This window comes from Enterococcus sp. MMGLQ5-1 (genome assembly GCF_013155265.1).
Taxonomy (GTDB): Bacteria; Bacillota; Bacilli; order Lactobacillales; family Streptococcaceae; genus MMGLQ5-1.
Genome location: NZ_JABJXU010000005.1, coordinates 48400 through 75095 on the forward strand (window position 1 = coordinate 48400; position 26696 = coordinate 75095).

Annotated in this window: 25 protein-coding genes; 7 read left to right on the top strand and 18 right to left on the bottom strand. The window is 32.7% G+C overall.

Translation table 11 applies throughout. The features are described from left to right. Positions 1 to 40 precede the first annotated feature (40 nt). On the bottom strand, positions 41 to 688 hold the full coding sequence (locus HOY35_RS06530) for an NAD(P)-dependent oxidoreductase (protein WP_172211763.1): 648 nt from the start codon (positions 686 to 688) through the stop codon (positions 41 to 43). Between the two features lie 134 nt (positions 689 to 822). Between HOY35_RS06530 and HOY35_RS06535 the strand changes: the two genes are divergently transcribed. Together HOY35_RS06535 and HOY35_RS06540 are read left to right on the top strand one after the other, a co-directional pair. Next, positions 823 to 1149 carry a helix-turn-helix domain-containing protein gene (locus HOY35_RS06535; protein ID WP_172211761.1) on the top strand — a complete coding sequence of 109 codons (327 nt, stop codon included), beginning with the start codon at positions 823 to 825 and terminating at the stop codon, positions 1147 to 1149. Between the two features lie 82 nt (positions 1150 to 1231). Then, a complete protein-coding gene (locus tag HOY35_RS06540; protein WP_172211759.1) occupies positions 1232 to 1879 on the top strand; it encodes a DUF998 domain-containing protein in 648 nt (215 codons plus the stop codon). Positions 1880 to 2553: 674 nt separating this feature from the next. On the opposite strand, the gene HOY35_RS06545 is transcribed toward HOY35_RS06540, so the two are convergent. Continuing rightward, on the bottom strand, positions 2554 to 3114 hold the full coding sequence (locus tag HOY35_RS06545) for a TIGR00730 family Rossman fold protein (protein ID WP_172211757.1): 561 nt from the start codon (positions 3112 to 3114) through the stop codon (positions 2554 to 2556). Between the two features lie 93 nt (positions 3115 to 3207). Here HOY35_RS06545 and HOY35_RS06550 point away from each other — a divergent pair, with 93 nt between their 5' ends. Further along, positions 3208 to 3531 carry a MazG nucleotide pyrophosphohydrolase domain-containing protein gene (locus HOY35_RS06550; RefSeq protein WP_172211755.1) on the top strand — a complete coding sequence of 108 codons (324 nt, stop codon included), beginning with the start codon at positions 3208 to 3210 and terminating at the stop codon, positions 3529 to 3531. Positions 3532 to 3767: 236 nt separating this feature from the next. After that, positions 3768 to 4625: a hypothetical protein gene (locus HOY35_RS06555; RefSeq protein WP_172211753.1), complete on the top strand. Its 858-nt coding sequence runs from the start codon at positions 3768 to 3770 to the stop codon at positions 4623 to 4625. Between the two features lie 210 nt (positions 4626 to 4835). On the opposite strand, the gene HOY35_RS06560 is transcribed toward HOY35_RS06555, so the two are convergent. Then, entirely contained in the window at positions 4836 to 6203 is a 1368-nt protein-coding gene (locus HOY35_RS06560) for a DHA2 family efflux MFS transporter permease subunit (protein ID WP_349627494.1), read from the bottom strand. Further along, positions 6196 to 6615 carry a MarR family winged helix-turn-helix transcriptional regulator gene (locus HOY35_RS06565; RefSeq protein WP_172211751.1) on the bottom strand — a complete coding sequence of 140 codons (420 nt, stop codon included), beginning with the start codon at positions 6613 to 6615 and terminating at the stop codon, positions 6196 to 6198. Before HOY35_RS06565 ends, HOY35_RS06560 begins: the two co-directional genes overlap by 8 nt. Before the next feature lie 557 nt (positions 6616 to 7172). Between HOY35_RS06565 and HOY35_RS06570 the strand changes: the two genes are divergently transcribed. After that, on the top strand, positions 7173 to 7928 hold the full coding sequence (locus tag HOY35_RS06570; RefSeq protein ID WP_172211749.1) for an SDR family oxidoreductase: 756 nt from the start codon (positions 7173 to 7175) through the stop codon (positions 7926 to 7928). Positions 7929 to 8002: 74 nt separating this feature from the next. Here the strand turns inward: HOY35_RS06570 and HOY35_RS06575 are convergent, their stop codons facing one another. Next, on the bottom strand, positions 8003 to 8521 hold the full coding sequence (locus HOY35_RS06575; protein ID WP_172211747.1) for a GNAT family N-acetyltransferase: 519 nt from the start codon (positions 8519 to 8521) through the stop codon (positions 8003 to 8005). 254 nt (positions 8522 to 8775) lie between these two features. Between HOY35_RS06575 and HOY35_RS06580 the strand changes: the two genes are divergently transcribed. Next, complete coding sequence (locus tag HOY35_RS06580) at positions 8776 to 9324, top strand: GNAT family N-acetyltransferase (protein WP_172211745.1); 549 nt, start codon at positions 8776 to 8778, stop codon at positions 9322 to 9324. Positions 9325 to 9747: 423 nt separating this feature from the next. Here HOY35_RS06580 and HOY35_RS06585 read toward each other — a convergent pair whose 3' ends face one another. The 7 genes from HOY35_RS06585 to HOY35_RS06615 all read right to left on the bottom strand — a co-directional run bounded on the left by HOY35_RS06585 (position 9748) and on the right by HOY35_RS06615 (position 18138). Next, entirely contained in the window at positions 9748 to 10107 is a 360-nt protein-coding gene (locus HOY35_RS06585) for a hypothetical protein (RefSeq protein WP_172211743.1), read from the bottom strand. A 19-nt stretch (positions 10108 to 10126) separates the two neighbouring features. After that, on the bottom strand, positions 10127 to 13753 hold the full coding sequence (locus HOY35_RS06590) for an FctA domain-containing protein (RefSeq protein ID WP_172211741.1): 3627 nt from the start codon (positions 13751 to 13753) through the stop codon (positions 10127 to 10129). 414 nt (positions 13754 to 14167) lie between these two features. Further along, the gene (locus HOY35_RS06595) at positions 14168 to 14506 is read right to left on the bottom strand and encodes a hypothetical protein (RefSeq protein WP_172211739.1); all 339 of its coding nucleotides are present in this window, start codon (positions 14504 to 14506) and stop codon (positions 14168 to 14170) included. Further along, entirely contained in the window at positions 14496 to 15938 is a 1443-nt protein-coding gene (locus tag HOY35_RS06600) for a helix-turn-helix domain-containing protein (protein WP_172211737.1), read from the bottom strand. Before HOY35_RS06600 ends, HOY35_RS06595 begins: the two co-directional genes overlap by 11 nt. 484 nt (positions 15939 to 16422) lie before the next feature. Next, complete coding sequence (locus HOY35_RS06605) at positions 16423 to 17067, bottom strand: endonuclease III domain-containing protein (protein ID WP_172211735.1); 645 nt, start codon at positions 17065 to 17067, stop codon at positions 16423 to 16425. Beyond that, on the bottom strand, positions 17060 to 17602 hold the full coding sequence (locus HOY35_RS06610; RefSeq protein WP_249641499.1) for a bifunctional transcriptional activator/DNA repair enzyme AdaA: 543 nt from the start codon (positions 17600 to 17602) through the stop codon (positions 17060 to 17062). Before HOY35_RS06610 ends, HOY35_RS06605 begins: the two co-directional genes overlap by 8 nt. A gap of 14 nt (positions 17603 to 17616) precedes the next feature. After that, entirely contained in the window at positions 17617 to 18138 is a 522-nt protein-coding gene (locus HOY35_RS06615) for a methylated-DNA--[protein]-cysteine S-methyltransferase (protein ID WP_172211731.1), read from the bottom strand. Between the two features lie 404 nt (positions 18139 to 18542). Between HOY35_RS06615 and HOY35_RS06620 the strand changes: the two genes are divergently transcribed. Next, positions 18543 to 18728 (top strand): hypothetical protein, encoded by a 186-nt coding sequence (locus HOY35_RS06620; RefSeq protein ID WP_172211729.1) that lies wholly within the window; start codon positions 18543 to 18545, stop codon positions 18726 to 18728. 451 nt (positions 18729 to 19179) lie between these two features. On the opposite strand, the gene HOY35_RS06625 is transcribed toward HOY35_RS06620, so the two are convergent. From HOY35_RS06625 to HOY35_RS06650, 6 genes are all read right to left on the bottom strand, one after another. After that, the gene (locus HOY35_RS06625; RefSeq protein WP_172211727.1) at positions 19180 to 21792 is read right to left on the bottom strand and encodes a DEAD/DEAH box helicase family protein; all 2613 of its coding nucleotides are present in this window, start codon (positions 21790 to 21792) and stop codon (positions 19180 to 19182) included. A gap of 244 nt (positions 21793 to 22036) precedes the next feature. Continuing rightward, positions 22037 to 23212 carry a hypothetical protein gene (locus HOY35_RS06630; RefSeq protein WP_172211725.1) on the bottom strand — a complete coding sequence of 392 codons (1176 nt, stop codon included), beginning with the start codon at positions 23210 to 23212 and terminating at the stop codon, positions 22037 to 22039. Between the two features lie 15 nt (positions 23213 to 23227). After that, the gene (locus HOY35_RS06635) at positions 23228 to 24061 is read right to left on the bottom strand and encodes a serine/threonine-protein kinase (RefSeq protein ID WP_172211723.1); all 834 of its coding nucleotides are present in this window, start codon (positions 24059 to 24061) and stop codon (positions 23228 to 23230) included. A 13-nt stretch (positions 24062 to 24074) separates the two neighbouring features. After that, positions 24075 to 24794, bottom strand: coding sequence for a hypothetical protein (locus tag HOY35_RS06640; protein ID WP_172211721.1), 720 nt, complete (start codon positions 24792 to 24794; stop codon positions 24075 to 24077). A gap of 361 nt (positions 24795 to 25155) precedes the next feature. Further along, the gene (locus HOY35_RS06645) at positions 25156 to 25326 is read right to left on the bottom strand and encodes a hypothetical protein (RefSeq protein WP_172211719.1); all 171 of its coding nucleotides are present in this window, start codon (positions 25324 to 25326) and stop codon (positions 25156 to 25158) included. A gap of 425 nt (positions 25327 to 25751) precedes the next feature. Next, positions 25752 to 26696, bottom strand: coding sequence for a DUF4767 domain-containing protein (locus tag HOY35_RS06650; RefSeq protein WP_172211717.1), 945 nt, complete (start codon positions 26694 to 26696; stop codon positions 25752 to 25754).

The window sequence follows — 26696 nt, forward strand, 5'->3', positions numbered from 1 at the left end:
GACTAGCAGTAGTCAAAATAAGTTTTCAATAGATTATTAATTAATCGTCAATAACTGTAAAGCGTCCTTGATGATACTTAGGCGTTTCAATTTCATTTAAAATTGCAACGGCTAACGTACCGCTTGAAGTGATTGATTCGTTCTTTTGATTGAATAATAGATGATTTTCACCAGAAATAAATGAGCCTGCACTACCATGCTGGAAAGTAACTCCTGGCGAAACTGCAACCCAATCTACATTATCAATCATACGTAAAAATTCAAGCTCTTTATATTGATTATCTGGTATCGCAATCCAGCTTTCACTATCCGGTGTGAGCTTTAAGTCATCTAATAATAAATGATTATCAGAACCAGTCTTTAAGCTACCCGCCCCTACAATAAAGAAAAGCCTTGTTTTTTTATTTTCCCGAAATAAATGAACTAATTTAGCAGCTAAGTCAATGTGTAAATAAGCTTTTGGAGGCATTGTCGCAAAAGCGTTCACAACAACATCAAATTGCTTTAAATCATCAATTGTTAAATCAAATACCTCTTTTTCAATTATCTGAACTTTTTGCTCGCCAAGTTCACCTTGCAGCTTTGCTTGATTTCTGACAATTGCCGTTACCTCATGATTTCTAGCAATCGCCTCCTTCAGTACCGCTAACCCTGCATTACCTGTTGCACCAATAACTCCGATTTTCATATAATTACCTCCCTGTAATTGCTTATTTTCCTTACAAGACTTATAATAAATCATAAAGTATCTTTTGGAAAGTAGGCACTTTTTAGTAACTAAGTTTCCAATCCCTGATCTAATTATTATATTAAGGAGAAAACATGATCAACAATCAACTACCCGCCTGCCCTGTAGAAACTACGCTTCAGCTTTTAAAAAACAAATGGACAATTTTAATCGTTCGTGACCTACTAACTGGTACTAAACGCTTTAGTCAGCTTAAAAACTCAGTAACTGGCATTTCGCAAAAGGTTTTGACTGCTAATCTCAGGCAAATGGAGGCACAAGGCCTGTTAAATCGCGAGGTGTTTCCACAAGTGCCCCCAAAAGTAGAATATACTTTAACACCACTAGGCTATACGCTTGAGAATGTGATTAATTCGATGTATGCTTGGGGTGAAGATTATCAAAGCTCAACTTTTTCTTAGCAGATTAATTTGAGCATTGCTGAAATTATTATTCTAAGCGATTCATTTTTAATTTTAAAAAAATATTTGCAAGAGGCGCATAATGGTTAATAAAAAAAATTTAGGTTTCTATTTGATGATTATTACAATTACCAGCGAAATTATCTTACCCTTTATATTGGGCAGCTTTTATCCTGAGTTCAATCAATGGAGTAATCTAATCAGTGATTTCGGAGCCTCAGGTAGTCCAGTGCAGAATACATTTAAATTATGGGAAATAATCGATGGCAGCCTATTGATTATTGCTGCCTCAGCCTTCTATTTTCGTTTTAAATCGACCTCTGAGTCTCTAGCAAAGCTATTAACCGTTTTAATAGTCCTTTACGCAATTGGTGACTGCATTATCACAGGCATAGCAGATCGAGTTCAATCAGCCAAACCAACGATTATGGGGCAAATCCACGATTACGCTTCTGGCATCAGCCTAATTGCGATTTTTCTTGGAATCCTTGTTCTAATCATTTTGTATCATTTTGAAGATAATCAATTGATGACCCGCGCCTTCATAATTATTTTAATTTTAGCAGGGCTTACTATGCTCCTATTTGCAGCACCACGATTACCATTGATTAACCAGTTACACCTCCCTTACCGAGGTCTTACTCAAAAAATACTATTGTATCTACTCTTCAGTCCGTTCTTTTTCACTTCAATTCAAGCTCTAAAGAATAGAAATTGGTCAGCCATTTAAGAATTACCTAAAATCTAATCTCTAGTGTTGAGGCTAGTTTTGATTTCAATGAGTTACTCCAATCAATGCCTATCACAGTTGAGCTGCGCAAATTGACCAAATTATTGAACCTCTCTTAGCTAAATTGACTAGCCACTTCCCTCTTTATAAATAAAGGAATGCCATCTCCACATATGATTTGAGAAACTTGAATAATCAAACAGTCAACCTGTTTGGCAGCGTATAGAGGCTACAAGAAGCCTATTGCCAAAAACAAATCAAATATTTTGATTATCAGCAAAATGCTAAACAAATTCGACAACCGAACCATTGATTGCTGCAAAGTCTGTGACTGAAAAATGAGGCTGATGCGTATTTCGTTGTTAAATCAATATTAACTACCTTTTCCAAATGACTTAACTCATTAATGGTCCACTCCCCCATTAATACGCTTACCATTTCACAATAAAGCTTTTCATAATCTGTTTTCTCAGCCGTTCCTGTTGAATATAGCTATTCTAAATTATCATTTTTTATCAGCTAAGCAGCTAGCCATCGAAATACACCTTCATAATTTCCACCTCATTATTTAGTAAAAGTATTAAAAATGTAACTAAACAAGCATTAATAATAAAATTTTAATAATGCTATCTTATCTATCACACAATAACTTTAAATAAACTAAAGAAAGCCGCTTAATACTGTCTAATAACTGGTGGCGTATAATGCTCAATGAAGTGATCAATCTCTGTTAAAGAATTAGAAAATAAAATTTTCTGGCGGTCAGCTGGCGTTAAAAATTCAGAAGAAACCATTTGATCATAAAAATTTTTAATTGGTTCATAGTAATCATTTTCATTAAAAAAAACACATGGATTAGTATTTTGACCAACTCTTGCCCAAGAAACAACCTCCGTGATTTCTTCTAATGTCCCAGGACCACCGGGTAATGCGAGACAAGCATCACTTAACGACAGCATCGCTGCTTTGCGCTCAGACATTGAGTCTACTACCCTCATCTCTGAAATATCGGGATGTGCTAATTCTCTTTCCTGCAAAAAGGTCGGGATAATACCGATGACCTTGCCACTATTTTCTAAAACTGAGTCTGCAAGAATGCCCATTAAACCAGCTCTTCCGCCTCCATAAACCAAGGTATTTTTGTTACTCGCAATCCATTTACCTAATTTAATAGCTGCTTGCTCATAAATCGGATTATTTCCCTTACTTGCACCACAATATACCGCAATATTCAAAAAAATTCCTCTTTTCTTTTTTTATCAATTAATTATATTATATATATAAACGGTAGCTACTTCTACTTTTCTAATTTTAATTTGGAGGTTAAAATGAATATTAATGATTATCAAAAATGGGTTAGTGAATTTTATAAAAAAAGGCATTGGTATGAATACAATCCCTTTATCAGAAGTAATTTCTTGATGGAGGAGGTTGGCGAGGTAGCTCAGGCAATCAGAACCATTGAAATTGGTAGGGATCGCCCCGATGAGCTTACCCAGAATACTGATTTACAGCTTGCACATTTGACCGAGGAGTTGGGTGATGTATTAGATAATATCTTTATCTTGGCTGACAAATATGATATCTCTCTTGAAGAAATCATGCAAAGTCATCAAGCAAAATTAACTGCACGTTATCAATCAAAGCAATAAAAGTGAGTAGCGACTATGGCGCTACTCACTTTTATTATATTAACTATTAAATATCTTCTTATCTCATTCTAGCTAAAAAATCGTAGTATATTAAAATAATTTTTCTTGCATTTTTAAAATAAATCAAAATAACTAAGAAAAGAACAGCTTTTTAGTAAAAGATTCTTGAAATTTATATGCTAAAATTTTTCTGGATAGAAATAATAAGCTTTAAAAATAACGAATGGAGAATCAATATGAAGAAGAAAAAAATGGGAATTTTAGCTTTAATTGCTTTGACGGGAGCAATGGCATTTTGCTCAATCCCTCAAAATGCGCTAGCAAACGAATTGGAGGCTGCTGCAAAGGGAACTAAAGAAAACCCAATCATCATTGGAGATGGCGGTGATTTGCAAACATTATCTGAAACTGCTAAGGATACTTATTATTATGTTAAAAAGGGTGGGACTATTGAAAGCTTGGCGAAATATTCTTATGTAACCAAGGTGGAATACGGTGGTAAAATTGAACACGCCTACTATGGATCGCGTGTTGAAAATTTACAGGGACTGGTTCAAAGTGCATATAATGGAAGTACCATTTCTTACGTTCACGATAATGGTGTCGTAAATTATGTCAACACTGGGGCAATTGTCGAGGATGTATATGCTAGCGGAACCATTACAACTGTTAATGGAGGGGAAGTCGGGACTGTTTACCATGGTGGGACTGTAAAAAATGTAATTAATAATGGTATGGTTTCCCAAGTAGAAGGTGGCGTCGTAGAAAATGTTTCTAGTGGCGGCAATGTTGGAGTAGTATGGTTCTCGAGCTTAGTAAAAAATGTTAATGCTGGCGGTAAAGTTACTTTGGTTTCTGCTGGCTATGTTACCAACGTCAATAATTTAGGTTATGTGAAGGACCTTGATGGTGGTGGTGTAATATCCAATATTAATGATGGCGGTAGAGTTTCAACCGTCAACTTCGGATTTATCGAAAATTTATATAAGGGCGCGACTATAGAAGATCTAACCGAAGGAGGTAAAGTAATCAATCAGCAAAAAGGCAGCACTATCATAATTAATAACGGCGTCATTGCAAATATAATTGATTAATCAATTCATCATTTAAAAATCAATAGAGCCTGCATCAGTCACTATCGCTAATTTGACTGATTGATTACTTATAATTGCTCTTATAACAACGAAAACCCACCTGCGATATAGGTGGGTTTTTCATATGCTATAGCAGCTAAAAGCCGATGATTAAGTCATAAAAGTCATCAATGAATTGCTCTATCAAGAAATTATTTCTGAATTAATCTATTAATTAATTTTATTTTGATAGGTAGCAGTTTTAAACATTATGATAAATAAAATAAAAATAATGACACCAAGACCACAAAACAGTAATAGTGTATGATTCATTCCTACTTTAATATTCGGTGAGGCGGCAGAAATTAAAGCAACAATTGCGGTCCCGAGCGCACCTGCAAATTGTTGTGCAGTTTGAAAAATCGCACTCCCATCAGCTCGATTTTCAGCTTTAAGATGTGCCAAAGCTGAAGTATTTAAAACACCAAAGCTCATCACACGACCTAATGCAAAAATAGTATATAAAACGGTCATACCGATAAAGCCCATATTTTCCGTTAAAATTGACATTAGAATAAGGGCAATTAAAAACAAGGAATTACCTACATATAAAGGAATTTTTTCCCCTTTTTTATCATAAATTTTACCAAAAATTGGATTTAAGAGTCCCGCTAGCAAAGTACCCGGTAATAGCGAAAAGCCTGCTAAAAGACTTGAAACGCCAAAACCAATTTGTAAATAATTTGGAATAATAAAATTACCGCCAATATTAGCAAATTGATAGAAAAAGAACGGAATCAACGCCATCAGGAAGCTTAATTTACCTAAAACTCGAATATTAAGAAACTCAGATTGACTGGTTAAGCTTCGCCAAATAAATAAACCAATCGTCATTATGAAAAGCATCAATAATAATAGATTAAAATGACCACTTTCTAATTCAGTGACCATAATTAAAAGCGAGGTGAGAGCAGCTGATAATAAAATAAAGGCAATAAAATCAAAATTAATATTATTATCTGGCTTCTTCACCTTCTCAAAGCTAGAGAAACCGATTAGCAGCGCAATAACAGGAATCGCTAATGTTGTATAAAAAATCATTCGCCAGCCTAAAGTATCAATTAATAAACCACCATAGGTTGGGCCAATTGAAGGTGCTAAGCTTAAAATCATAGAGGCAAAGCCCATCCATAGTCCGAGCTTTTTCATTGGGACATATTCCAAAATTAAATTAAAGGTTAAGGGTAATGAAATACCTGCACCAATTCCTTGTAAAATCCGGCCAATCAATAATATTTCAAAATTTTGCGCCAGCCCACCGACAATAGTGCCGATGATAAAAACAATCACACTAATTAAAAAAAGGGATCGATTCATAAATCGTTTATAAAGAAACGAGCTTAAGGTCATCACAATCGCTACCGCTAACAAATATGCTGTCGTCACCCATGAAATCGTACCCATGCTAATATTAAATACCTTTGTTAATTCAGGAAATGTAACATTCATCGCTGTCTCACTCATAATACCACCAAAGCCCATCAATGCAGCTGCAATAATCATCAGCTTTGTTTTAATTGTTATTTCTTCCCTATTCACTAATGCCACCAACCTTCTTTAAAAAACGAGTCAAAATTAATAATTCTTGTTCTGATAAATCCTCTGTCATCCGTTGATGATCTTTCATTGTGTATGCCTGAATAATTTCTGTCAAATCGCTCGCTTTAGCGGTCAATTTAATATATCGCTGCCGTTTGTCAACTGGACTCACCTCACGATTAATAAATCCTTTTTTCTCCATTCGACCCAATAGGACTGAGACTGTCGAGGGTTTCAAATAAAATTCATCCTCAATATCCTTTTGTACAACTAATTTGGTCTGATTTCTAGCTAAAAAGTCTAAAATCGTCATTTGAGATCCTGTTAATTCAAATTGCTTGGTATATTTATCAAGTTCACGCGACAAATTAATTGAAGCAATTTTAATTAATCTACCAATATTTTCTGTCAATTTTATTACCACCTTTAATTTTTTGCTACTTAAAAAGTATAGGCTTAATATTTTAGTTAGTCAACTAAGTATTTTATGATAAAAAAAACATACCATTCATTCTTAAAAACAGTATGATTCAATTAAGCACGATATTTCAATTAAAAAATTAATCTTATAACTTTTGACTATTATTTTTTTCAATCTGTTTGGTCCACCACTTGCATAAAATCGTTACTAAGCTAATACTAACTATCCCAAATATCAAGCAAATCATCATTCAATCGCTTCCTTTTCAATAATACTTATTTACTCATCCAATAATATAAATATATTACAATTGTTCTGGATTTCAAATCCATCCTAGGATGGATTTGAAAATATAGACAAAGTATACTTTTATAGTCTGCTTTTTCTTTTTGACTCTAAAATCAATTGAACTGATAGATATTTCGAGCCTTTTTTTATTGGTCTAATTTGGAATTGTTTCTTAGAAGCAATGCTGATAACAATTCGTTCATTTGTCAAACAACTGAAATTATGAGACGATAAAAAAATGGAAGGGATGTGTAAACAAAATGGATTTAAAATTGACAAATAAAACAGCACTAGTTTTAGCCTCAAGCGATGGATTAGGTAAAGCAATCGCTCAAGAGTTAGCCAATGAGGGTGCAAACGTAATGATTGCAAGCCGTAATGAACAAAAATTGATAAAGGCTGCCCAACAAATTAAGCTGACAGCCACAGGTAAGGTTGATTACACTGCTTTCGATCAAACAAGCAAGAAAGATATTGAACACCTTATCAAACAGACTCAGCAAAAATTTGGTAAAATTGAAATATTGGTTAATAACTCTGGTGGACCAAAGTCAGGGCATTTTGAAGAGCTTGATGAGCAGGACTGGCAGGAGGCTTATGAATTAACCCTATTAAGCTATATCCGAATCATCCGAGCTGCATTACCTGATTTAAAAGCAACCAAAGGGAGAATCCTAAATAACACCTCCAGCTCAGTCAAAGAACCAATTGATGGTCTCACCTTGTCTAATGTTTTTAGAATGGGGATTTCTGGGCTCTCTAAAACTCTCTCTCAGGAGCTAGCAACGGACGGCATATTAGTTAATACAATTGGGGCAGGGCGATTTAATACCGAACGCTTAAGATCACTTCATCCGCAGGATAATGACAGTAATTTGCAAAATCAAATACCTATTGGCAGAAGCGGGGAGCCCGATGAATTTGCTAAAGTAGCTACTTTTTTAGTTTCTGGTGCAAATACCTATATGACAGGGCAAACGATTTTGCTGGAGGGTGGGCTGGTTAAAGCCTTTTAATCAGAAATTCGTATAACGGCTTAAGGTATATCTCAATAGTCGTTACTAAAGCTAAATTGAAAAACAGACTTCAGCTAGTCGCTAATTTTTTCAAGAATTAAGTCGCGCTGTGTATCAGTCCCCAATTGAAAATAATGTGCACCAGCCTCAACAAAACCAAGCTTATTGTAAAATTTTTGAGCGGCTACATTGTGTTCCCAAACACCTAACCAAATTGTTGTTTTTTTATTAGCTATTGCAAGCTTATCGGCTTGCTTGAGTAATTTTTTTCCCAAGCCAAGACGTTTATACTTTGATAAGATATAAATTCTTTCAATTTCTAATGTGAAATCGCCTCTTGCCTCTGTTTGTGCATCGTTAATATTTAACTTAAGATAACCAGCTAGCTCATGATTATAGTAGATAAAATAAAAAAATGAGTTTGGATTGTTTATTTCGGTAGATAAAACTTGTTGATTACAATTTTCGGCATAATATTGCTCTAAATCAGCTGCAGTATTACTGTCACCAAATGTTTCTTGAAATGTATCAATTGTAATTTTTTGTAAAGTATTGATATCAACAGACCTAATCTGAATAATTTTTACTGTCATGCTTTACTCCTTTATTAATTTCTAGTAGCTTCAATAATTTTTTATCAAAAAAAGCAGAAGCAGCTTCTTCTAAGACCTAACGAAACTGTTCTGCTTACCCGGTGGCAATAATATTTATTAGTTTATTATATTTAATTTATTATTATTTTTCAATATCTTTTCATTCTAAGATAAATAACAATCCATTTTTATTAAAATTATTCAACAAAAAATTTTTAGCAATACTTTAACATTATTAGAAATGAGGAATGCTTATGAAAATTCGTATCGCAACACCAAAAGACAGCGCTGCTTTAATTGAAATATATGCCCCTTACGTTACTGATACAGCAATTTCTTTTGAATATGAGGTACCCTCAATTGAAGAATTTGCCGAACGAATTGAAAATACATTAAAAAAATTTCCCTATCTCGTTTTAGAAGAAAATAATAAAATTATTGGTTATGCTTATGCAAATGCCTACAATAAACGCACAGCCTACAACTGGGCGTGTGAAATTTCAATTTATATCCGTCAGGATAATCAAAGCCACGGTGCAGGCACATTGCTCTACCTTGCATTAGAAGCTATTTTGAAGCAGCAGCACATTGTCACAATCGTTTCTTGTATCACAGAAGGCAATCAAAAAAGTGAGGCCTTTCATCAAAAGCATGGCTTTGAAAAAGTAGCTTTGTTTAACAATATTGGCTATAAATTTGGTGAATGGTATCACGTTTGCTGGATGCAAAAAGCTTTAACTGCCGATCTTAAAAATATACAACCATTTCAAGCATTTAAACCAAATATGTTAAAAAGCAATTAGCGATTCGACCACTAATCATCGTCTATTTTATAAATTATTATTTAGTTTTTCAGCCATGACACCCAATGCCAAATATTTAGAAATTCTTCAGCATGCATAAAGCGATAGTCATCTCATCAACCATACAAACTGACGAGATAACTATCTCGCTTATACTGCGTAAATCATAATACTTTTATAGTGCTAAAAATATAAAAAATAAATCAATAACATTAAATACATTAACGTTATTGATTTATAAAGTAAAATTAATCTATCAGCTTGCCGAAATAGTTATATTAATACCATTATTAAAAAAATTAGTTATCCGAATATAAAAATTATTAACGTCTTGATTTTATTAGATTATCGTAATATCCTGATTAACCAAATATAGTTTTAAATAGCTTTTACACTTACACTAATTAACACCGAACCCTAAAGTCATTGCTTGCCAAAAATCAATGAATTATGTGCCTTTTTATTTAATCTATAACCGCACATTTCCTTATTTATGCCTTTACAGTCATGCTCAATCAATTGGATTAATGCTGATTCATCAAAATAATATTTTTCACAGTCTTGAAAATGATTTCTCAATATCACTAACTTTGCATCAATCAATATCATTTTTTGAAGAGACAGCCACATCAGATCGCCATTAAAATTTTTACAAAGTTTAAGAACCTCTGACTCTTGGATCATCCAATAATCATATAGCTTTGGCATTTTTTTTTGGACTAAATCAAAATTAATATCTTCTCTCATAATTGTTATATATTCTTTTTCAGTTTGAAAAAACATTTATAACACCTCAATTTTATTATCTTTTTTTCTTAATAAAAATAACCAACCCCGATGCAACACCTAAGCATCCAATTAAGATAAACCAATTATTTATTTCTTCACCTGTCTTGGGCATAATTTGATTGCTATTTTTTATTTTAGCATTCGTTTTCTCTAAAACTTGATTGGGATTTTCATTTACATCTTGTGATGTGATTGAAAATTTAACTGGTGTTTTATCAATTTGATAACCTTCGGGAGATTTCGTTTCAACCAATTGATAATCGCCAACTTCTAAGGCCTCTATTGCTATTGTACCGTCACTACCCGTTACTATATTTCTTCTCAATACTTTACCGTCAGCGGTTTGTAATTCAAATTCAGCATTTGCTAGCATTTTGGAGGTCTGACTATCTACTTTTTTCAAGATAATTTTTCCAAGCTTGGTATCTAAATACTTATTTTCAAATACTACCTTTTCTTCATATACTGGGGTCGCAACCAACTGACCAGCATTATCCGCAACCTTTACAGATACCTGATATTTACTTTGATCATAGCTAATCGTACTATCCGTACCAGCAACCTCTTGAATCACATAGTTATAGGTACCTGCCTTACTATAATCCAGCGCATCAAAGTAAATCTTGCCAGACGCATCATTCGACTTAGTTTGAAGCACCTCACCGTCACTAGACAACAGCTCAAAGCTAAACTGACCGGCTGTTAAATCTTTACCTATTAATTCTTTAGTCGCTTCTAGCACCGCACTGCCCTGTGCTGGACGATAGGTATTTTTAAAAGCTGCAGCTCCGTTATATGTTGGGGTCGCAACCAACTGACCAGCATTATCCTCAACCTTTACAGATACCTGATATTTGCTTTGATCGTAGCTAATCGTACTATCCGTACCAGCAACCTCTTGAATCACATAATTATAGGTACCCGCCTTACTATAATCCAGCGCATCAAAGTAAATCTTGCCAAACGCATCATTCGACTTAGTTTGAAGCACCTCACCGTCACTAGACAGCAGCTCAAAGCTAAACTGACCGGCTGTTAAATCTTTACCTATCAATTCCTTAGTCGCTTCTAGCACCGCACTGCCCTGTGTTGGATGATAGGTATTTTTAAAAGCTGCAGCTCCGTTATATGTTGGGGTCGCAACCAACTGACCAGCATTATCCTCAACCTTTACAGATACCTGATATTTGCTTTGATCGTAGCTAATCGTACTATCCGTACCAGCAACCTCTTGAATCACATAATTATAGGTACCCGCCTTACTATAATCCAGCGCATCAAAGTAAATCTTACCAGACGCATCATTCGACTTAGTTTGAAGCACCTCACCGTCACTAGACAACAGCTCGAAGCTAAACTGACCTGCCGTTAAATCTTTACCTATTAATTCTTTAGTCGCTTCTAGCACCGCACTGCCCTGTGCTGGACGATAGGTATTTTTAAAAGCTGCAGCTCCGTTATATGTTGGGGTCGCAACCAACTGACCGTCATTATCCTCAACCTTTACAGATACCTGATATTTACTTTGATCATAGCTAATCGTACTATCCGTACCAGCAACCTCTTGAATCACATAATTATAGGTACCCGCCTTACTATAATCCAGCGCATCAAAGTAAATCTTACCAGACGCATCATTCGACTTAGTTTGAAGCACCTCACCGTCACTAGACAGCAGCTCAAAGCTAAACTGACCGGCTGTTAAATCTTTACCTATTAATTCCTTAGTTGCCTCTAATGTTAAGCTTGTTGCCTTCGTCTTAGGATTCGTTACCTCTATGATATAACCATTAACATCTGAATTATGTATTCTAAATACATCACTCGGACTAAACCTTGGACTGCTATAGCCAGCTAAGCCTGATACCTCAACTAACTTATACTGTCCTACAGCCAACTTGCCAAAGGTCACTTCGCCATTTACATCGGTTGCTCTCTCTAAAGTACCAATTGAGTCATGAGGTGTATAATCTTCATACTCTTGTGTAGCTTCATTGAGCTTAGCCAATTTAAAGATAACATCTTTCAAATTAACCCCTGAATCATCCTTTTTTACTACCTTTATGGATTTAGCCTCAACACCTTCTGCACCACCACCAATTTCTTTAAAATCAATTTCTCTCTCATTAGAAATCGCTTCTTTATTATCATAAATCAGCTTCGCTTGATTTTTTAATTTACTTGGATCACCAGCTACATCTGCTCGAATCGTTACCTGAAAAGCAATTACCTCATCTTCGATGCCCGATTGAAAATGATTCATCGTTTTCCAATAAGCCTGATTAGTTATTTTTCCACTAGCTAGCTGAGCATCTAATAGTTTTTTTATTTCATCATAATTATTCGCACGATATTTTTCTGGTAATAAAATACCGTTGTTTGGGATATTTCCAAAATAAATTACAACTGTATTATTTAAAACACCATACGATGGCTTCCCATAATTTTTTAATGTCTGTTGGTACTCTTCTATTGTTGTTTCTGTAGTAGGTGGCTTATTTTCAATTTGATAATTTCCCCATGAAGACTGCGTGACATCAGTGTATAAAAAAACATTGTTTGACATGATTTGTTTAGATGTTGAGCTATATAAAATTGTTTGAATTTTTAATGAGCTAAAGGTTTGATTTTCTTGCAATTCATCAATAAAGAAACTATTATTTAACGTTTCATAGCTTTCTCCATTATATCTTTTATTTAAATTATCAAAATTCAGTAAAACATCCCAATTGGCTACATTTTCACCCGATACCTGTGTTCCATTTTTAACGATAGCGCTATTGTTAGAGTTTGGATATTCACCAGCAGAACCACCACCACCATCAATATCAAATGATGGAAGTTTGATGCCATTTTCTACCTCAATAACAATATTTGAGCCACTCTTCTCAATTTTACCATCTGCATACACATTACCGTTTTTGATGGACTCTTTAGCAACCGCTAGGTCAGTTAGAGTAATTTTAATTTGCCCATCAATTATCTGATACTTACCTAGAATCTCTCCTGTTGTAGAATCCTTTAAGTCATACTCAGAAGTATTTTTATATGAAAAATAATCACTTGGTAGGCTGAAATAAAAATAATCACCTGCAGACATTGTTGCTAAATTGGCTTCACTGATATTCCAGCTATATTCAAATCTAATAGAATTGCCTACGATGGGGCTTGCCGCACCATCTACTAACTGACCATTTTTGATAAAATCATAAAAGCCACTACCACTATTAATTTTAACATCTATTCCAGAAGTGGTTATTTTATCGCTTACATCAGCATTTGCTCTTAAGATTGGTATTTGGCGCAACGCTATTGCTTGACTCGACTCTTTACCCTGCTCTGAGCTATTAATTAACGGTTCAGGAGGCATTAATTTTGAGTGAGTTTCAAAAGCAGTTGCTGCCTCATTCGTAGCTGCCAATTGACTAGATTCTTCAGTGGCTGAAGCCGATATTTGATTATCTACAGTCTCTGCAATAGCAGTAACAGGAGCAATAATAAACGAAACAATCAGCAGAATCAAACTAATTAGCGTAAACATTTTTTTTGACATTACTAAACCTACTTTCTTAATAAATACATATCTATAATCCTCTGGCTTGACATCCATTACCGTCATTTCCAGTTTTTTTTCTAGCAATAAACTTCAATTGATTAAACACCTCTACTTTGTCTAATAGCTTGCCATATCATTAGCAATTTACCAAGACAGCACAACCAGCTTCAAGTGGAGATTATGACTGCTCATTCTCCATGATCAACCTGCGAAAGTGACTGTCGCCCGACATTTCTATCATAAAAATCTATTTAACTGGATTCACAAATTATTTTTTAATTAAAATAAATTTCATCATCCGAGAGCTAATGCTCATTTGATTTTTCCATTGACGAAATAGAGGATAAATATCAGTTTTAAGTCTTTTTTGTTCATCAATCAACCCATGATAAAATGCCCTCTCAGAGCAATTACCATCAACAAAAAAGCATATTCTCCGTTAATGCAAACTCTAAAGCGGATACAGATTTATGAATAAAAAATCAGTTTCTTTTCAAATTAAGAAATCTCTTTTCTACCAAATAAAACGCCGCCCGACATTGAAGCCAATATCATTCCCAGCTGAATTTCATGTTCATCATTTAATAAAACGCCTTCTTCTTTTTCCAAATTTGCCAATCTTTTTTCAATTTCCAAAAATTTCCTTCTCTCTAATTTTTGGTAATAATTAATATTTGAATCATTATCAATTGTAATTGTATGTTCTGATTTACTATTTATATCAAATTGATAATTTACTGGTCCTTGATTGTCTGGCAGCAGATTCCAAAACGGAAAAAAGGATTGATTAGTAATTAAAAAAGGTAATACCCAAAGAATTATTTTTTTATCTCTCACCATCTTGCTCCTTTATACCTATAAGTACATTCCCCAATTCTCGCCAATCATTAGCTGTTGGTGGCTTTTTCCAAATTAATTGCTGACAGTTTAACTTATCCATTGCACAATCTGACAAAAATAAATCTGTGAGCGTACTAATTCTTGTTTCATAATGGATATTCATAGATTGAAGAGAGCTCAGCATAATACGGATATAATTGTTATAATTTTCTCCGTGAGAAAAATCGATACAAATATATAAAGGTACTTCTATTTTTTCTAACGGAAGCTTCGTAACCAATAAAAAAAGGTAGTCATAATAAAATTTATTCCGCTCAGAATCGGACTTAAACAAATTTTTGGAATTAATTATACAAATAAATTCCTTAAGAAAGAGATCGAGCTTAGGATTAACTTCTTCAAAATAATTAATTCTTCCTTTAATAATAAAGGTTTGCTCTCTAAAATGATAAATCAACCATTTTCTAGTAATATTTTTTATCTCAGCTAGTAGTGCTGCGTGCTCAACTGAGCTCGTCAAATCATAATTAAATCGCTTTAAAAAAAGGGCTGAAAATTCATCCGTTATCTCTTGCACCTGTCGATCAATCTCTGACACATTAAAACGGCTAATAAATTTTATATTCTCAATTTCAAAATGGCAATACATCATTAAATAAGCAATTTCATCTATTAGTATTTTTTCTGAAATAATCAAGCTTGCTGATAGAAATTTTTTCAACCATTTGGTGAAATCAGTTTCAATATAATCAGCATATTTCTGATCAATATGGTGCTCATTCATTAAGCGTGTAATCCAAATCGTAATAAATAACGACAGTTTTAGTGTCTTAGTTCTAGGAATACTTAGTGAAAAATACTTTGATAATTGCTTTAAAATGGTTGTACTTAATTTAGTAATGACCTTCGGAAATGGATTTTTAACGCCGTTAAATAACTCATAATAGGTACTAAATAAAATGCTTCTTAAATTTAATTCATTACCAATCAAGCTATTTTTATGCAGCGAAAGTCCGTCTTCACTCAATACAGTCTTTAAATCTCGATAATGCAAATAAATATTTGATTGGCTGATATAAAGCAATTGAGCTTGCTTTTTAATAGGCATTTCAAAAGCTACAAAATTATGGAAAATGTTAAAAAATTCACATTTCTGCAAATAACTAATCCTTAATTTTTTTAATAATAGATACTCAATTCCTTTTGTCCGAACCTCTTTTTCAGTGCTCACTTCAATACTAGCATTACATTGAATACTCTGTATCTCAATATTTATCTCTTCAATGTATTTTTCAACCTTATATAAGGATATCTCCAGTAACGTACTTATTTGATGAATCGTAAAATAATTATTTTTATTATTATCAACAAGCTTTAAAATAGACCACTTATAACGATAATCATCCGTAAGTAATTCATTTGCTAACATTAAGCGGCTCCTTTCTAAAAAAGTCTATCATATATTTTTATTTCGATACTTTATAAAAAACAGCTATTTTTCTCTATTTTTTCTATCTATTTTAAAATTTTAGGAATAATCATAATTCACTATCTAATACGCAACTCGGACCATGATATTACATTTCATTATTTTATGCTATAAAATAACGAAATATTAAACAAAAATATATATAAATAAAAAATAAATTAATAAAATAGCAATTATTCTGATAATTATTAATTTAACAAAAATAATTAAAACGCGCTATTTTTCAGTAAATACTCTAAGAAATTAAGTAATCAATGATGGAACAGCAAAGTATCAATTTAAAATATAAAAAAAAACCTAAAACAGAAGTTCTACGTCTTTTTTTGATTATATTTCAGTGAATCAGCTAAAAAATCCGTCACCATTTGCTAGAGACGATATTTAAATAAAAAGATAGCAGCTATTCCAGAACAGATTTTTATACCTAGCTTAGTAAATCTTCTCTATCTAAAAAATTAGGCTTTACTTTTTTTGAGCTACTTAAATATATTTTACCAAACTCATCAATTAAGCCATGAAATTCTTTAGCCTCGCTACTAGTAAAAAGATTAGCTAAATCAATTACTTCATATAATTCCTTATAGGATTGATATTCTTCTTGCTGCAACCAGCTAAATAAACGCCTTGCATAGGCATCTGCAATAAACTCTGAACGATCAAATATATAAACCAGCAATACATCCGCCGTTTCAAAGCCAACCCCTTTTATTTGCAATAAAATCTGCCTAAGATTTTCTTCATAAGTGTTAGATATTTTTTCGTAATTCCAATCATGCAGCTCGAACCATTGGAAAAGAGCTTGGATTGTTTGTGCCTTATTTCTATAAAAGCCACTTGGACGAATCAATAGCTCTAATTCTTCTATCTGTAATGCCTTTATTTTTTTAGGTGAAAATTTTGTTCGCTCATTCAGATTTTTTAAGGCCTTCTCAGCATTACGCCAATTGGTATTTTGAACAAGAATGGCACCCAACACAATTTCTGGCTTTGTTTTTGCTGGCCACCATCCTTGGGGTCCCATTTCCCTTAGTAATACTTGAAACAGCCGACGTGTATTTACTCTATTCATTTTGCTGCCTGAATCTTTTTGGCGTTTGACCGTAATATGCTTTGAATTTCTTAATGAAATATGATACATTTGGCAAACCAATATCCTTCGCAATTACTGTGATTGTCTTTCTTGTATTCAATAATTCTCTCCTTGCATGCGCCATCCGAATAGCCTGCAATCTCTGCTGGGGAGTTTGCCCAGTTATTTTTTTAAACACATGTCTCAAATAGGATTCTGAGCCGTGAGCTAAAAAAGCCAATTCCTTTAATGACAAATTCATTTGATAGTTTTGTCGTAAAATTGCTTCTATCTCCTCTACCCATAGCTCATCATTTACAATTTTACCAGTTGGCTGACATCTTTTACATGGTCTAAATCCACGTTTTTCAGGTTCGTTTAAATCATAATAGATTTCAACATTTTCTCTTTTAGGTATCCTAGATGGACATGAAGGACGGCAAAATATTTTGGTCGTTTTTACTGCATATCGGAATAGGTTGTCATACGCTGCATCATTGGTCTTCAAAGCTTGCCATTCACTATCAGTAATCAATCTATTACCCTCCATTAAATCTGATGATTTTCTAAACGCTCTCGATCAAATCCTTCTATCGCAAGCAATTCAATTTTACGATTGATACCGCCAGCATAACCCGTTAATGAGCCGTTAACCGCCACAACTCGATGACAAGGAATTAATATTGATATCGGATTATGACCGACTGCACCACCGACTGCACGAGCCGAGCTTCTCTTGCCGTTTTTTGCTATGCTATCAGCAATTGATTTATAAGTTCTTGTCTGCCCATAAGGTATCTCCTCTAGCAATTCTAGAACCTGACTTTGAAACTCAGTGACCTCCGGTGCTAAAATTGTTTTGTCAATCAACGGTTGACCACCCGAAAAATATTCTTCCAGCCAGTCCTTCACCATCTTTATTATCCGATTTTCTTCATTTCTTATATCGGTTAGCTTATATTTTGCGCCATAATATTTTTGATTTTCAAACCAAACACCTTTTATATTCATTTCATCACACAATATTTCTATGTTTCCTAATGGTGATATATACATACTTCTAAATAACATTATTACGCCTCCTTAAGCCGATAAAAGTTTCTAATCAAAACGGGTCATCGACTAGCATATGATATGCCTTTTCTTCAATCATCTAATCCTTCCGTCATCAATATAGCAGTCGAGCGCTTCTTTTCTATAAGCTTATTCTAACAAAAAAAATGACTCATAAATAACATTATCTGGCTTTTTTCTTTTTAATATTATTGCCATCCCATCAAATATGAATTATTTGTAATAGAAATTTAATTGTTAATAAAAACAATTAAATTAATTATTTATCAACTCTTAACATTTAGACTGAAATAGCTTATTATTAATAATAAGTAGTGCCGAGTTCTATCTAAATGATATTTATCAATCCATTTATGTAAAAATCCATTTTAACAGGAAAAATTTTTTAAAAAGGAGAAAAAATGATTCTAGGAATTTTATTATTAGCTCTAGGAAGCTGGCAGTGTTATTCTACAAATAAATATTTTAAGCTTTTAAAAACAGAAGGTAATGAGAATACGTCACCATTCAGCATGCTAGCACTATTTAGTGGGTATGTATTTGGAATTGCCTTTATAATCGCTGGAATCGTTATTATCGCTAGCTGAGGAAGCAAAAATTACTACGCTAAAGCGATCAACGGACCAACAAAGGATCTAAGGCTTCCCCTTAGCAGCACTGGTTTTATTAAAGACTAAAGGTGATAAGACAGCTTGTAAATAGAACAATATTTTATTCAAGTAAACAGTTTAGACCAAGTTTGATAATCTAAGATTGCTCTGTAATATCAAAATACGACAAAAAAGCCAAGAACATTGATTTAACAACATTCTTGGCTTATAAGGAAGGTTTAGCCTACACTGCCTTCCATATTGGAATCGACTTCTCAACCCGTATCATTCGTTATCAAAACTAGTAATCAGGGTCATTCATGATAGTTCAATTAGTCAATAATTATCATTGATTATCAAATTAAGAGGGTCAAAATCTGGTCAATTTATACTATGTTATTGGGAGCAAAAAAGAACTAGATAAACTAGTTCTTTTTTAATTTTATATTTATATCACAGTTAAATCAGCTAATTTTTTGGAAGTTAGAAATTTATTAATATCATCAGGAGTCAACTTATTATCAGATAATATCTTTTCCGTTTCAAGTCTCCAAAGTAAGTCTCCTTGATCAGTATACTTCCTAATAATTTCTGAAATGACAGGTAATTTTTTTTCTGCAAATTTCAATAAATCATCTCTATTAACATAGTTAATATTTGTTATAATTTCTTTAACACCTTCATTAATCTGACTAGCATTAGAAATTAAAACATTAATAATAGCAGCATTTGAATCTAACACAAGACTCTCTCTATTATTCTTTATCCAAGTTGGGTGCGTGCTTGATTGCCTTGCATGATCTACAGAAATCCCTTTGTCAGTATTTTCATAAATTTTACATTCTGTCACTATACAATATTTACTATTTAAAACCCACCATGGGTCTGGATTACCCTTGCCATTTGGATTACTAGCCCTGTATCCTAGTAACTTTCCAAGTTTTTCCACGCCTCTCTCAAACTTAACACCATCATTATCTTGTAACAAATTAATCACATCAGTAGAATCCTTTTGAAAATTACTGTTCCTTTTCCCTTCCGAAACTGATGATATATTATTTTCCAACCTATCAATCATATCAGATATTGTAGATTCAAATGCATTATCTTCTTCAACTGAATCTTCAATTTTAAGATTTCTAAACCAAGTTATTGCATTTGAATGTTTTGAAGCTTTATCATAATACTCATTTGCTTTTATTTTATTTAACTCACCTTTTCCTTCTCTAAAAAGTTTATTATAAGCCGAGGCAACTTCGTAATTCCAATATTGTTTATATCCACCAAGCTCTGGTGACCTCAATGTATCAATTATAGCTATAGCTTTTTCTATAGCTTCTTCATAATTTTGTTTCCATAAACAATATTGAAAATCAACCTCAAGCTTCGAAGATTTTATCAATTCCTCATTATATTTATACGTATCTTGATTACTCCTAAATTTATTTCTTTGTTTAATGATTTGCGTCTCTATGCTATTCCATTCACCATCTCTAGTAAATCCTAAAGTCGCTGTTTGAGACAAATCTTCCACAGATTTCACTTGCTTACTAACTGCATAACCTGTTTCCATTTCAGCTCTCAATTCTGGGGAGAACAGATTAGATTTTCCAGTAGGAGACATAAGAGTTTGCAATTCTCTTCCTATAACCATAACTACCGCATAATCATTTGTTGACCGTGTGCATCTTCCTACTGCTTGAGTTACTCGTGTCTTCATTCTTTCATTAAATAAGATAGCCGTTGATAGTTTACTTATAAAAAATCTTTCTTGTAGTCCTGTCGTACCAGGAAGCCCATATAAAATCAGAAAATGGCATAGTTCGTCTTGCATATTTAATCCATCATATCTATTTGCAAGAACTGCTATCGCATTATCTTCAGTACTAAAATTATCAAACGAACTTTTTAAATCCTCAATCTCATATATTGTAGCCTTTGATTTATTCATTAATTTGTTAATTATTTTTTCAGAGTCTCTTTTGCTTTCAGTTAGTATCAATGCTCTAGGAGTATATTCTTTTATTTTAGAAAAAATTTCAAAGTTATTTTCTATTTGAAATTTAACATTAGGGAAAATAAAAAATCGTCGACCTATACTTGGAATCCGATTTTCAGATAAAGATAATCGTTTAATTTTGCTTACTCCAATCGTTCTCTCCAACTCACCACTTACTCCTAAAGTAGCTGACATGTATACCCTTTGTTTAGGATTAATAAAAGATTTCAATTCTTTAGTTGGTGGAATAAACGGTCTAATTACAATAGTATTTTTACTCAAATATAAATTACATGCTTCTAAGTTATACTTTATATTTGCCCATGCATATTTCTTTAAGCTATCATCCATGACTCTAGGACTGATTATTTCGTATAGATCATTAGAAATTTCATCAAGTTTAATTCTGGGAACCATATCACACCAGTTTTCTTCAGCACCTTCATTTTGGTCTTCAGCAAGTCTTAGGTAGGAATTATTTGTAATAACATCTTTGAGGCGTTCAGAAATACTAATAAATAAGTCCGAATCATCTTTTCTATTGATTGTTAACGTCCAATTATTTGCTATATATCCTTCTGCACTATGCGCATCATCAAAAATAATTACATCGGCTTCACAGAAAAAACTATTTATATTAAAGATAGAACTATAATTTGTTACAGCTATCTTACTGCAGTCAAAATATGAACTTACAGCATACTGAGAATAATTTGCTCTTTTCCCTGTAAATGCTACTGCAGGAATATCATAATCTTCGTTTGCCTGCTTAACTACTTGATTTACTAATTGATTATTTGGACAAACATAAACTACTTTTTCTTTTAACTTTCGTCTCCTGTACTCAGCTATCAATAACCCTACTAATGTTTTTCCACTTCCTGTTGGTAACTCTAATGCTACATCAGAATAATTAAAAAATTCATCTTTTATGTATTCTGTTAACATCTCTGCTTGGTAATCTAAAACCCCCTTAATTTTTTTCTTTTTATAATCTTCATACATTTCTTGAGGACTGTTAAATGTCAAATCTTCACTTTCATCAAATATAAATCTAGCCATAGTATCCCCTCCTCAACTTATTTCTATAACATTATTTTATAGTAAGTGCTCTTAATTTCAATAATAAATAAAGAACACCTTTCAATGTAGTGACCCCAAAAAGTTAGACTTTTTGGGGTCACTACATTGAGATAAACTCTCTTTTATCACACCAGAGTAAAAATCATCTTAATGCACCTGTAATCACGATTCAACCTTCAATTTAGTTCAGTATAATAACTTATTAAATAAAATTTGAAATTGTTTATAATTCATCCCAAGTTTGTTCTAATATAAAACCAAAATTATTTTTGTGACCCAATAAAGCCGCTCTGGTAACATCAATTAAATCAGTGAAATCTCTATCTTGTCCTTTTATTCCTTGTGATCCCAAACCTGCCAATAACTTTTCAGCAGTCCCCAACTGAAGATTTAAAGAGTTAAATGTCTCAATATATGAATCTTTCTTAGATTCCTTGCATTGATAATATAAACAATATAAATAATGCCTATGCGAATTTTTTTCTGTGAACCCAGATGATGATGGTAGCTCCCCTAAAAATAACATGTCACTGTTAGGGCTCTCCATTGATAAAGGAGGCCGTAAGGTATTTAAATAACCCATTTGAGAAGCTAAATCTAAAAATGCTAATTTAAATTCTGAAAAAACGGTTGGTGAATAATACCACGTTGATCGTCTACTTGGATTTCGTTCCTCTATAGTCTCAAATCTACTGGATTGAAACCATCTAACATTTAAAAAATTTCCTGAGGCAATTGCGTCACACTTAGTTGAGGCTAAAAACAACATCTGATGACTTGCATACCCAACAATAGTTTTTTTCCCTGCTCGTTTAATGCTTGTAACTAAATTCATCAAATTTAAAATCCATAGTGGCTCATCAACTAAATACATTTTATCTGGATGTTCACAAACTATATATACTCCTTCGATATCCATTTTCTCTATGAATAATACAATTTTCTCAAGTTCTAATGTATTCTTCATCAATTCTTTTCCTAATGAAATTGTTAAATAAATAGGTTTCGATATTCCATTTTTTTTAACTAAAGAGACATTGCGCTTTTGAAATTGAACCCATATTTCTGAAAAATTATCAATAGTATATGACGGTAATATTATTTTAGAACTTTTTAATTCCTTATTTAATAAACATAGTTCATCTATAAGTTTCTCATTATCATCCTTCGATAACCAATATTTATATTCCTTTAGATTTTTATGATATTTTTCTGGATAATACATTTGTGGATCAAAAAGAACCTTCCCACCATTTGAAATAATTTGTTTAGAAAAGGTCGAAATACGATTTGGTTTTATATTTACAGGGCTCAGAATTACAGTTCCTTCCCCCCATTTTTTTATTAATTCAATACTCATAGTCTGCATACCATGACCCATTTGAACATAAAAATCCATACTATACTCCCTCTTTTATTTTAACGAGCTTTTTACTGCTTCTAAAAATCCAAGTGCTTGTTCTGCATTTCTGGGTCTCTGCGAAGGATATTTAGCCATCATTATATTAAGTAAACCTAACAGCTGATTATTATCATCTCCTTTTATGCTGACAATTCTAGGCATCAAAGTTCTTGTTTTCACAATTACATCAGTGAGGTCTGAAGCGCCTTCCAAAAAAGGATTTATACCAGTTAAACATTCATAAATAACTACTCCTAACGCATATATATCAGTTCTAGAATCAATATCTTCTTTCAAATTATCAATTTGTTCTATTGAACCATAACCAGGAGTATAAGGTCCATTAAAAGCCTCTGTTGCTGTTAATGATTCCATTCCTATAACTCTAGCTATACCAAAATCCAAAAAAAATAATTTGTCATCATCTGAAACCATTATATTATCTGGCTTTATGTCTCTATGAACTACACCTTCTCCACTATTCTCTAAAGTTAAAATAAAATTTAAACCTTGTTCTAAAAATAAAAGCGCTCGTTCAATATCAAGCGGACCTTCTTCAGCAATAACAGTAGACAGTTCTCTTCCTATAACTTTTTGCTCAATTATATAAATAGTCTCATCTTCATCATATTCAATATTACCTGTTTCAAAAATTTTAGGTGTATTAACAAAGTTCCCAGAAGAGACAAGATTTATTTCTCTAACTAATCTTTCATTTTTGTTACGACAAATTTTAACCACAACATCGCCAAACACTTTATGTTTAGCTGAATAAACTATTTTCTGTCCTCCTTTTGCAATTCGTTCCACATTATCAAATTGTACAAAAAGTTCTTCCTTATTCATTTCTAAGGCTCCTTTACCTATTTAATGACTTACCTATCCATTCATTAAATTGAAGCGATACGTAACTGGTAGGCAAACCTTTTTTCTTTGCTTGCAATACTTTTTTAAAACCATCTGGCTTTGTATAAAGCCCCAGCCCATTTTTATAAAATAAATCTCTCGTGCTATTTTGAGGTTGTTTAACAGGCAAGAGTGCATAAGATTCAGAGGCAAACCAAGTATTTAATAATGTTTGTTCATATACTGATCGTACATCATAAAGTTTAGCTTCTATAGCCATTAATTGCTTTATTCCGAAAAAAGTGTGTGTAGGTTCAACTTGCCACGACCTAGCAGTTCTCCTTATTAGACCACAGTCTAATAAACGCTCAAGTGATCTTAAAACTTGTTTTGCATTATATCCTAATCTAATAAAATACTCCCCATCACAACTTCTTTTATTAATTAGAATTGATAAAATTTTTAGCTCTTGGACAGTTAATAAATTGCGTGTTGTACTCCACCTATCATATGACGCCTCGTCATAGCTAGCCAAAACTATGTCAGGAAAAGTTGATTCTATTTTAGGCTCTACAAACACAGCTAATTTATTATTCTTATTATACCTGTAGAATCTCTTCTCATAATATGAAATAAACTCCCATACTAAATCATACTCTTTACCATAAGTATTGGTTCGAGTCTTTAAACCAATACTTTTATTATTTTCATAAAAGAAATTTGTCTTTCTCATGTTGGCTCATTCCCTATTTTATTAATAATAGTAAGTATAACATACTCTCATTTAAATTTAACTAAGATAACAAAATTGACGTATCTATATGAAATATTTGTATATCTATTTGATCTACAATAACTCCCACAACTATGTAGTAATTTTTAATCGAAAACTATTTTTTAACCACCATAAATATGAAACAAATAAATCCCTTTGTATAGAGAATTATTTTCCTGATTTCATTTAGTTTCATATATCAAAATTTATTAACCTCTTGCAAAAGTAAAAAAAGAGTATCCCAAGTAAGCCGTGTAGCTCAATTAAAGGGTACCCTGAGTACAGTCAAATAACAACGGGATGGGGTTCTCTATCCTATTCATTCAATTCCTTGTATAATTCTGCCAAAAATATGATTTTGTTTAGAAGCTAATTCTTCTTTAAATTTTTCTGATTTATTATATTGATTACGATTTGATCTAATAGTTAAAATAGCAGTGATCAAAGTTCCCAAAAAAGGAACCCATAGCTGCCACCTTTCATAGCTCATAATAATTCCTTCTTTACAATTTTCCTAAAATAGATATAAATATATATTCGACAAACCCATGGAATTGTTTCAAATAAATGCTACCACAATCCTGTTCACTTAACAATATAACGCTTATTTTCATCTAGATGAAATATTTGTAGGTCTGTTTCATCTACAATAACTACCACAAATTTGTAGTACTTTTTAATGAATTTAACCAAAAACTTTTTTTCATTTCAGCTATATATGAAACATGTAAAACCTTGCTATATCAATGTTTATAAATCTTTATTCTAAATTATTTCATGTATCAAAACTTATTAACCTTTTGCAAAAGTCAAAAAAAAAGTACCCCAAGTGAGCCATGTTGCTCAATTAAAGGGTACCCTTAGTATGGTCAAATAACAACGGGGTGGGGTTAATTAGTGAAATTATCTACAATATTATATCTGATATGTAATGACACCATCCTTCGCAGTAATTACTATTTGTCCATCTCCCCCCGTACTCCAAATACTCACTGGTTTACCGCCTGTATGTAAACTTACTTCCTTAGCTACATCAAGAAAGCTATCGTAATATTCTTCATTGCCTTGTCCTGAGGTATACAGTTGTAAATTCTGAATAGTAGCTGACATGGCTGGTAATAGGTTAACTGTTGTTCCATCATCTTCTATAGAACAGCCCAGCCATTTTGCTTTATTTTGAATAAAATCATTAGGATTTAAATCTTTATATCTAATAACACCCAAATTAATGTTCTCGGTTTGAGTTGATGAAGAAGGTGCAATATTATTGGTTACAATCTCATTAAATCCATTTCTTAATTCGAAGTTCTCAGTTTCTGTAAAATATAGATAATTATTCTCGTTTCCTTGATTTTGAGTTGTAATCAATACTTTAGGTTGTCCCAAATAAATTGTAAAAAAGTATACATGTTTAGCAAATTCTGGTTGCGTTTCGGCATCAGAATAGACTGCTACTAATGAGTAATCCGATTTTTCATCGCCGTATTCTGACCAATTTAAAACTATTGGTGTATCACCAATGACAGCTTGCCAACCACTATTATTCAAAACAGACGCTGGAAGTGACAGTCCATACAAATCGACATTGTTATTCGGGCTGTATTGTTTATAGGACCGATTCATTGCTTGTCCCCAATTAATCATAAAACTATTTAATTTTTCACTTTTTTCTGTATTCCATAATGTATCTTCTGCTACTTCCTCTTCTGATGAAGAATTACTAGCAGAAGATACTTTTGTCGAATTAGTCGTGTAAGATGTTTCATTAGAAACTGAAGAATCAGATTTTTCTTGTCTATTTCGACAAGATGTCATCAAAACAATAGATAATAATAAAACCAAAATATACCATTTTTTCAT